Raw genomic sequence first — 7,058 nt, 5'->3', positions numbered from 1 at the left:
TCTCGGTGGCGACCCTGAGCGAGGCCAGGTAGGTGCGGGCGGTGGCGGCGCTCCCCACCCCCGTCAGCGCCGCCACCGCCCGCACCTACCTGGCCTCGCTCAGGGTCGCCACCGAGAACCGCACCGGCTACAACCGCGACCTGTTCCCCCACTGGATCACCATCAGCGGCGCCTGCAACACCCGTGAGACGGTGCTCAAGCGCGACGGCAGCGGCGTGGTCACCGACTCCTCCTGTGCCGCCACCAGCGGCAGCTGGTACTCCGTCTACGACGGCGCCACCTGGACCGCCGCGTCCGACCTCGACATCGACCACCTCGTGCCCCTCGCCGAGGCCTGGGACTCCGGCGCCTCCGCCTGGACCACCTCCCAGCGGCAGGCCTTCGCCAACGACCTCACCCGCCCGCAGCTCATCGCCGTCACCGACAACGTGAACCAGGCCAAGGGCGACCAGGACCCGGCCACGTGGATGCCGTCCCGCACCGCGTACGCCTGCACCTACGTGCGCGCCTGGGTCCAGGTGAAGTACTACTACGGCCTGGCGGTCGACTCCGCCGAGAAGAGCAAGCTCAGCAGCGTCCTCAGCGGCTGCTGACCGCGCGTCCCGGCCCCGCCCGGCCGCCGGGACCGCGGCCCGGGCGGCGGCCGGGAACTCACGCCTTCCCTCCGACGTCCACAACTCACGACGACGGAGGGAAGGCCGACCGCCATGGCAGAACTGCGCCTGGGCCCGCTGCTGAGATACGTGGACGAGGACACGGCCACCGTGTGGGTCGAGGCGGACCGCCCCGCCACGGCGACCGTCGCCTGCGAGGACGGGGCCACCGGCAGCGAGCGCACCTGGCAGATCGCGGGCCACCACTACGCGATCGTCACCGTGACGGGGCTGCGCCCCGGGACCTCCACGCCCTACCGCGTCCTCCTCGACGGGCAGCAGGTCTGGCCGCTGCCCGGCTCCCCGTACCCGCCCAGCACCATCCACACCGCCGGGCACGACGGGGACGGCGGGGAGGACGGACAGCCGCTGCGCGTCGCCTTCGGCTCCTGCCGCTGGGCCGCGCCGCCCCCGGACGAACCCGACCCCATCGGCCCCGACGCGCTGGACACCCTCGCCCACCACATCGGCTCCGGCGACGCGCCCCGTCCCGACCTCCTGCTGCTGCTCGGCGACCAGATCTACGCCGACGAGACCTCCGCGGCCACCCGCCGCTGGCTCGCCCGGCGCCGCGACCTGAACGAGCCGCCCTGGGACCAGGTCGCCGACTACGAGGAATACACCCACCTCTACTACGAGTCCTGGCTCGACCCCGACATCCGCTGGCTGCTGTCCACGGTGCCCAGCTGCATGATCTTCGACGACCACGACGTCATAGACGACTGGAACACCTCCCACACGTGGCGCAACACCATGCGGGAGACGGCCTGGTGGCACGAGCGCGTCACCAGCGGCCTCACCTCGTACTGGGTGCACCAGCACCTCGGCAACCTCACCCCCGCCGAACTCGCCGCCGACAAGCTCCTCGCCGCGGTGCGCGCCGCCGACGACGGCACGGAGACCCTGCGCGCCTTCGCCGCACGCGTGGAGGCCGACCCGGCGCACACCCGCTGGAGTTACCGCCGCGACCTCGGGCGCACCCGCCTGCTCATGGTCGACTCACGCGCCGCCCGCGTCCTGGACGAGCACGACCGCGCCATGCTCGACCCGGCGGAACTCGACTGGCTGCGCCAGAACGTCCGCCCCGACGGCAGCTTCGACCACCTGCTCATCGGCACCTCCCTGCCCTGGCTCCTCCCGCACGCCGTCCACGACGCCGAGGCGTGGAGCTCCGCCCTCTGCGGCGGCAGCCGCGGCCACCGCTGGACGCACCGCGGCGAACGCCTGCGCCAGGCCGGCGACCTCGAACACTGGTCGGCCTTCCCCGACTCCTTCGACGCCCTCGCCGGGCTCCTCACCGACGCCGCCGACGCCCCGGAAGCCCCCGCCACGATCTGCGTCCTGTCCGGGGACGTCCACCACGCCTACACCGCCGAGGCCCACCGTCCCGGTGCGCCGCTGCGCTCCCGTCTGCTGCAGCTGACCTGTTCGCCGGTCCACAACACGATCCCCGGCTTCATGCGCCTTGCCTTCCGCTTCGCCTGGACGGGCCCCGCCCGGCTCCTCGGCCGCGCCCTCGCCCGCCACGGCCGCGCCGGCACCCCGTCGCTGCGCTGGCGCAAGACGGGCGGCCCCTGGTTCGGCAACCAGCTCATGACCCTGTCCCTGCGCGGCCGTGCCGCCGCGCTCCGGCTGGACCAGACCCGGGCCCCGAAGGGGACGGCACGGCGGGCGGAGTTGGTGACGGTGATGGATACGCACCTCACCACGGACTGAGCGGGGACGCGAAACCCGGGCGGAGGGCCCCGCGCGCCGCGCGGGGCCCTCCGCCGTGGTGCGTGCACCGGATCAGGAGGTGGCGGCGCTGTTGAACCTCGCGGTGGACCAGCGGTAGCCGAGGACGGTGAGTCCGGCGCACCAGGCGGCGGCGATCCATGCGTTGTTCCCGATTCCGGTGCCCAGGAGGAGGCCGCGGAGGGTCTCGATGGCGGGGGTGAAGGGCTGGTACTGGGCGATGGGCTGGAACCAGCCGGGCATGGAGTGCAGGGGGACGAAGGCGCTGGACAGCAGGGGGAGCAGGATCAGGGGGGTGGCGTTGTTGCTGGCGGCCTCGGCATTGGGGCTGACCAGGCCCATGCCGACGGCGATCCAGGTCAGTGCGGTGGCGAAGCCGACGAGCAGGGCCAGGGCGGCGAGCCATTCCAGGGGGGTGGCGTGGGTGGAGCGGAAGCCGATGGCGACGGCGACGGCGGCGACGAGGACGGCGCTCAGGACGGATTGCAGGACGCTGCCGATGACGTGTCCGACGATCACGGAGCCGCGGTGGATGGCCATGGTGCGGAAGCGGGCGATGATGCCCTCGGTCATGTCGTTGGAGACCGAGACGGCGGTGCCGATGGTCGTGCTGCCGATGGTCATCAGGAGCAGGCCGGGGACGAGGTAGGCGATGTAGGCGGAGCGGTCGGGGGCGCCGCCCGCGATGCCGGCGCTCATGGTGTCGCCGAAGACGTAGACGAACAGCAGGAGCAGCATGATCGGGGTGAGGAGGAGGTTGAGGGTGAGGGAGGGGTAGCGGCGGGCGTGCAGGAGGTTGCGGCGCAGCATGGTGGAGCAGTCGCGCAGGGCGTGGGTCGGGGTGCTCATCGCAGGGCCTCCGTGGGCTGGTGGGGGACGGTGGCGGTGTCGCCGGTGAGGGCGAAGAAGACGTCGTCGAGGTCGGGGGTGTGGACGGTCAGCTCGTCGGCGTGGACGGCGCCGGCGTCGAGCCGGTCCAGCAGGGTGCGCAGGTCGCGTTGGCTGCCGTCGCTGGGCAGTTGCAGGGTCAGGGCGTCGTCGTCGCGGGCCGCGCCGGGCAGGGCGGTGACGGCGTGCTGGTAGGCGGTGGGGTCGGTGAAGCGCAGCCGGATGTGGCCGCCGGGGATGAGGCGCTTGAGTTCGTCGGGGGTGCCTTCGGCGGCGATGGTGCCGTTGTGGAGGACGGCGATCCGGTCGGCGAGTTCGTCGGCCTCCTCCAGGTACTGGGTGGTGAGGAAGACGGTGACGCCGCCGGTGACGAGTTCGCGGATGATCTGCCACATGGTGTGGCGGGAGCGGGGGTCCAGGCCGGTGGTGGGTTCGTCGAGGAAGATGATGCGGGGGTCGCCGACCAGGGTCATGGCGATGTCCAGGCGGCGTTTCATGCCGCCGGAGTAGGTGGCGGCGGGCTTGCCGGCGGCCTCGGTGAGGTCGAAGCGTTCCAGCAGCGCGGCGGCCATCCGCCGTCCCTCGGCCTTGGACAGGTGGTGCAGGTCCGCCATCAGCAGCATGTTCTCCTCGCCGGTGATCAGCCCGTCGACGGCGGAGAACTGCCCGGTGACCCCGATCGCGGCACGCACCGCCTGCGGATCCCCGGCCAGGTCGTGGCCGGCGACCTGGGCCTGCCCGCCGTCGGCGGAGACGAGCGTGGACAGGATCTTCACCGCGGTGGTCTTCCCCGCCCCGTTCGGACCCAGCAACGCGAACACGGATCCGGCCGGGATGCGCAGGTCGATGCCGTCGAGCACGGTCTTGTCGCCGTAGGACTTGCGCAGACCGATGGCGGAGATGGCGGCGGGTGAGGCGTGACGGTCGCCCTGCCTGGGCGTGGGCATGACAGATGAAGGCACGGGGCCCTCCATTCGAAGGCTGAAGTGGGTGGGGGCCGGCGCGGGTCGGGTTCGTGGTGCTCAGACCCGGGCGCGGCGGATGTCGATGTTGCCCCAGCGGGTCCGGGCGTGGACCTCGACGGTGTCCTCGGTTGCCTCCGGGGTCCCGGACGCGGTGAGCGTGTTGCGCACCTGCCCGCGCTCGGAGCTGACGTCGAGCCAGGCGGCGGTGCCCTCGCGGACGCCGACCTCGATGGCGCCGTAGGAGGTCTCCAGCTGGACGGTGCCGCGGGCGACCTCGGCGACGCGCAGGTTGCCGTGGGCGACGGTGGCCGTGACCGAGCTCTCGGCACGCTCGACGTCGACGTTGCCGTGGGCTCCGCGCACCCGCAGTTCGCCGAGCGCGGCGCCGACGGTCGTGGTGCCGTGCGAGTTCTTCAGGACGGCGGGACCGTCGAGGGTGCCGACGCGCAGGCTGCCGGAGCTGGTGGTGATCTCGGCGGTGCCCTCGATCCGGTCGACGGTGATCGAGCCGTGGGAGGCGGTCAGCTGCAGCGGGCCGGTCGTGTCGAAGCGGACGTCGTTGGACGACGTCTTCACCCGGACCTCGCCGAGCCGCCCCTCGCCGAGCACCTGGGTCCAGGAGCCGGTCACGTTGACGCGGGAGCCCGTGGGCAGTTCGACCGTCACGTCGACGGCGCCGCTGGGCCCGATGAGGTAGCGCTCCGTGGTCCTGACGGTCAGGGCGCCGTTCGCGTAGGTGACCTCGGTCTGGCCGGCCGCCCGTACGTCCTTGTCCCGCTTCGGGTCGCGGGGCAGCACCTCGACGACGGTGTCGGGGCGGTCGCCCGCGGCGAACCGGATGGAACCGGCGCCGACGTGGGCGGTGACGGAGATCGGTTCGGGGGTGTCGAAAGAAGGCATGGCTGTCCCGTCCTCTTGGGTCTTGGGGTCGTCCCCGCTGGTGGGACGTGGTGTGGGTGACGTGGAGCGGGTGCGGCTGCGGGCGTGGGCGCGGCTAGCGCACCCAGCCCGTGAAGCTCTGTCCGATGGTGCGGGTCTTCTCGGTCGTACGCTGCTGCGGGCCGCTGTCGACCGCGGCCGACACGGCCCGTACCAGCCACGCGTTGACCGACAGGCCCTCGCGGTTGGCGGCCTCTTCGGCACGGGCCTTGAGGTGCGCCGGCAGGCGCAGGTTGACGCGGGCGGTGCCGCCCTCGTCGGCTTCGGCCGGGGCGGGGGCCGGGGCCTTGAGCGGTTCGACGGGCGCGTCCACCCGGTCCGCGGGGCCGCCGCCGGTGGGCGGCAGCGTCACCACGAAGTCGGGGTCCAGCCCGCGCAGCCGTACGTCGACCGAGCCGGGGGCGAGTTCGCGGGTGATCTCGTCCATCGCGGCGGAGAGCACGTTGAGCATGGTCAGGCGGGTCGCCGACTCCAGCGGAGCGGTGAGCCGCTCGGCCAGCTCGCGGGCATCCTCCCCGCCGGCTTCGGCGGCCACCGCGAGTTCACGGCGGAGGGTGTCGACATACGGGGTGAGGTCCATGACGTCATAGTGGCACCACTCTGGCGCCATGCGCAAGCCTGAAGGGCGCCGCATGGTGCGCACTCAGCGGCGCAACCCCTCTGACCTGGCGGAACGTGATGGCGGTGACCTGAGCCATGTTGGCGCCACGTGCGCGCGATGCGCCATGGATGGCGCCGGATGGCGCCGGATGGTGCCACGTGGTGCCAGATGGCGCCAGGTGGCGCCAAGAGCTGCGACCGCCGGTACGCCCGTCCCGCGATCAGCCCGCGCGCTCCAAGGTGACGGTGCTGCGCACGGGCGTGGCCCGCCACATGGCGGCCAGCTGCGGGTAGGACCGGATCAGGCGGAGCGTCTCCGCGAGCGCGGCGGTCCTGGGCGCGCCGATGGCGTGGTGGTCGAATCCGGTGTCCTGGAGGCCCAGGTCGTCCAGTTCGGCCCACGCCGGATCCTCGGCGAAGCAGAGCTGCAGCTCCACCTTCCAGTACTCGGGTTGCCGGTGGGGGTCGTCGCGGTTGCCGCCGGTGTCGTGGACCGCGAGCAGCCGCCCGAACGAGAGCGCGGGCAGGTCGTCGTTCCAGTCCCACCGGCCCCATTCGGCGACGAAGCCGTCGCCGTCGGTCTCCTCGAGGCCCTCGACCTCGATGGCGAGGAACTCGGCGAACGACTGCCAGGCCGCGTCGACGTCGTGGACCGCGCCGGGCGTGGCGCCGTGGCGGCGCAGGATCCGGGCCAGGGCCTCGTCGGCGGATCGCCAGGGGATGGGCGCCGGGAGCTATCCCTCGTGCTCGTCGAGCCAGAGGACGATCCCGGTCACACCGCCCAGGACGGCCGCGACGCCGGCGCGGACGGCCGCGGCGCAGCGGGCGGGGGTGAAGGTGGCGGGGTCGTACGTCGAGGACATGCCCAGGCCCTCGCCGCGGAACGACGCGCCGGACCAGTCGACGGCGGTGACGTTGGCGGTGGGCTCGGCCAACTCCGCGCCCACCACGAGGAACTGCTGGGACAGGTGGTTCGGGGTGACCGTGGCGAGGGGGTCGATCAGGTCGTTGCCGGCACTGACGATGAGGTCCGGATGCATGTCGAGGGCCCGGGTGACGTCGGAGAGGAGGTCGGCGGGGTGGTCGGTGACGACCGTCCTGAGGTCGACGTGCTCGGCCTCGGCCCACTCCTTGACCGCGGTCGCCAGCGCCTTGGCGGGGCGGTCGTCGCCCGCGGTCAGCAGGACGACGCGGTAGCCCTCCGAGGGGTGGACCCCGGACCAGGAGCCGGGGCGCGGGGTGGCCGTGGCCTCGGGGCGGCCCTTAAAAAAAATCTCGG

The 7,058-nt window shown here is 72.9% G+C and carries 8 protein-coding genes; 2 read left to right on the top strand and 6 right to left on the bottom strand.

Features of this window, described 5'->3' with window-relative positions:
• The first annotated feature begins 32 nt into the window (after window positions 1–32).
• Together PV350_RS42905 and PV350_RS42900 are read left to right on the top strand one after the other, a co-directional pair.
• Window positions 33–593, top strand: a complete 561-nt coding sequence (locus PV350_RS42905) for an HNH endonuclease family protein (RefSeq protein ID WP_500338810.1) — start codon at window positions 33–35, stop codon at window positions 591–593.
• Window positions 594–707: 114 nt separating this feature from the next.
• Complete coding sequence (locus PV350_RS42900) at window positions 708–2,369, top strand: alkaline phosphatase D family protein (protein ID WP_500338809.1); 1,662 nt, start codon at window positions 708–710, stop codon at window positions 2,367–2,369.
• A 72-nt stretch (window positions 2,370–2,441) separates the two neighbouring features.
• Here PV350_RS42900 and PV350_RS42895 read toward each other — a convergent pair whose 3' ends face one another.
• The 6 genes from PV350_RS42895 to PV350_RS42870 form a co-directional block, all read right to left on the bottom strand.
• Complete coding sequence (locus tag PV350_RS42895) at window positions 2,442–3,236, bottom strand: ABC transporter permease (protein WP_500338807.1); 795 nt, start codon at window positions 3,234–3,236, stop codon at window positions 2,442–2,444.
• Window positions 3,233–4,222, bottom strand: a complete 990-nt coding sequence (locus PV350_RS42890) for an ATP-binding cassette domain-containing protein (RefSeq protein WP_500338812.1) — start codon at window positions 4,220–4,222, stop codon at window positions 3,233–3,235. Before PV350_RS42890 ends, PV350_RS42895 begins: the two co-directional genes overlap by 4 nt.
• 75 nt (window positions 4,223–4,297) lie before the next feature.
• Window positions 4,298–5,140, bottom strand: coding sequence for a DUF4097 family beta strand repeat-containing protein (locus PV350_RS42885; RefSeq protein WP_500338806.1), 843 nt, complete (start codon window positions 5,138–5,140; stop codon window positions 4,298–4,300).
• A 94-nt stretch (window positions 5,141–5,234) separates the two neighbouring features.
• Complete coding sequence (locus PV350_RS42880) at window positions 5,235–5,759, bottom strand: toxin-antitoxin system HicB family antitoxin (protein WP_499511656.1); 525 nt, start codon at window positions 5,757–5,759, stop codon at window positions 5,235–5,237.
• A 241-nt stretch (window positions 5,760–6,000) separates the two neighbouring features.
• Window positions 6,001–6,216, bottom strand: coding sequence for a hypothetical protein (locus tag PV350_RS42875; protein ID WP_499511655.1), 216 nt, complete (start codon window positions 6,214–6,216; stop codon window positions 6,001–6,003).
• A 297-nt stretch (window positions 6,217–6,513) separates the two neighbouring features.
• The coding region (locus PV350_RS42870) for a type 1 periplasmic-binding domain-containing protein (protein WP_500338803.1) at window positions 6,514–7,058 on the bottom strand (545 nt) is incomplete at its 5' end.

The organism is Streptomyces sp. PA03-6a (assembly GCF_033792765.1).
Taxonomy (GTDB): domain Bacteria; phylum Actinomycetota; class Actinomycetes; order Streptomycetales; family Streptomycetaceae; genus Actinacidiphila.
Note: the sequence above shows the minus strand (reverse complement) of the source record. Positions and strands in the feature narration are given on the sequence as shown.

Coding starts and splice junctions, on each gene's coding strand:
- PV350_RS42890 (WP_500338812.1), bottom strand. CDS start 4,222: ATGCCCACGCCCAGGCAGGGCGACCGTCACGCCTCACCCGCCGCCATC.
- PV350_RS42900 (WP_500338809.1), top strand. CDS start 708: ATGGCAGAACTGCGCCTGGGCCCGCTGCTGAGATACGTGGACGAGGAC.
- PV350_RS42885 (WP_500338806.1), bottom strand. CDS start 5,140: ATGCCTTCTTTCGACACCCCCGAACCGATCTCCGTCACCGCCCACGTC.
- PV350_RS42895 (WP_500338807.1), bottom strand. CDS start 3,236: ATGAGCACCCCGACCCACGCCCTGCGCGACTGCTCCACCATGCTGCGC.
- PV350_RS42880 (WP_499511656.1), bottom strand. CDS start 5,759: ATGGACCTCACCCCGTATGTCGACACCCTCCGCCGTGAACTCGCGGTG.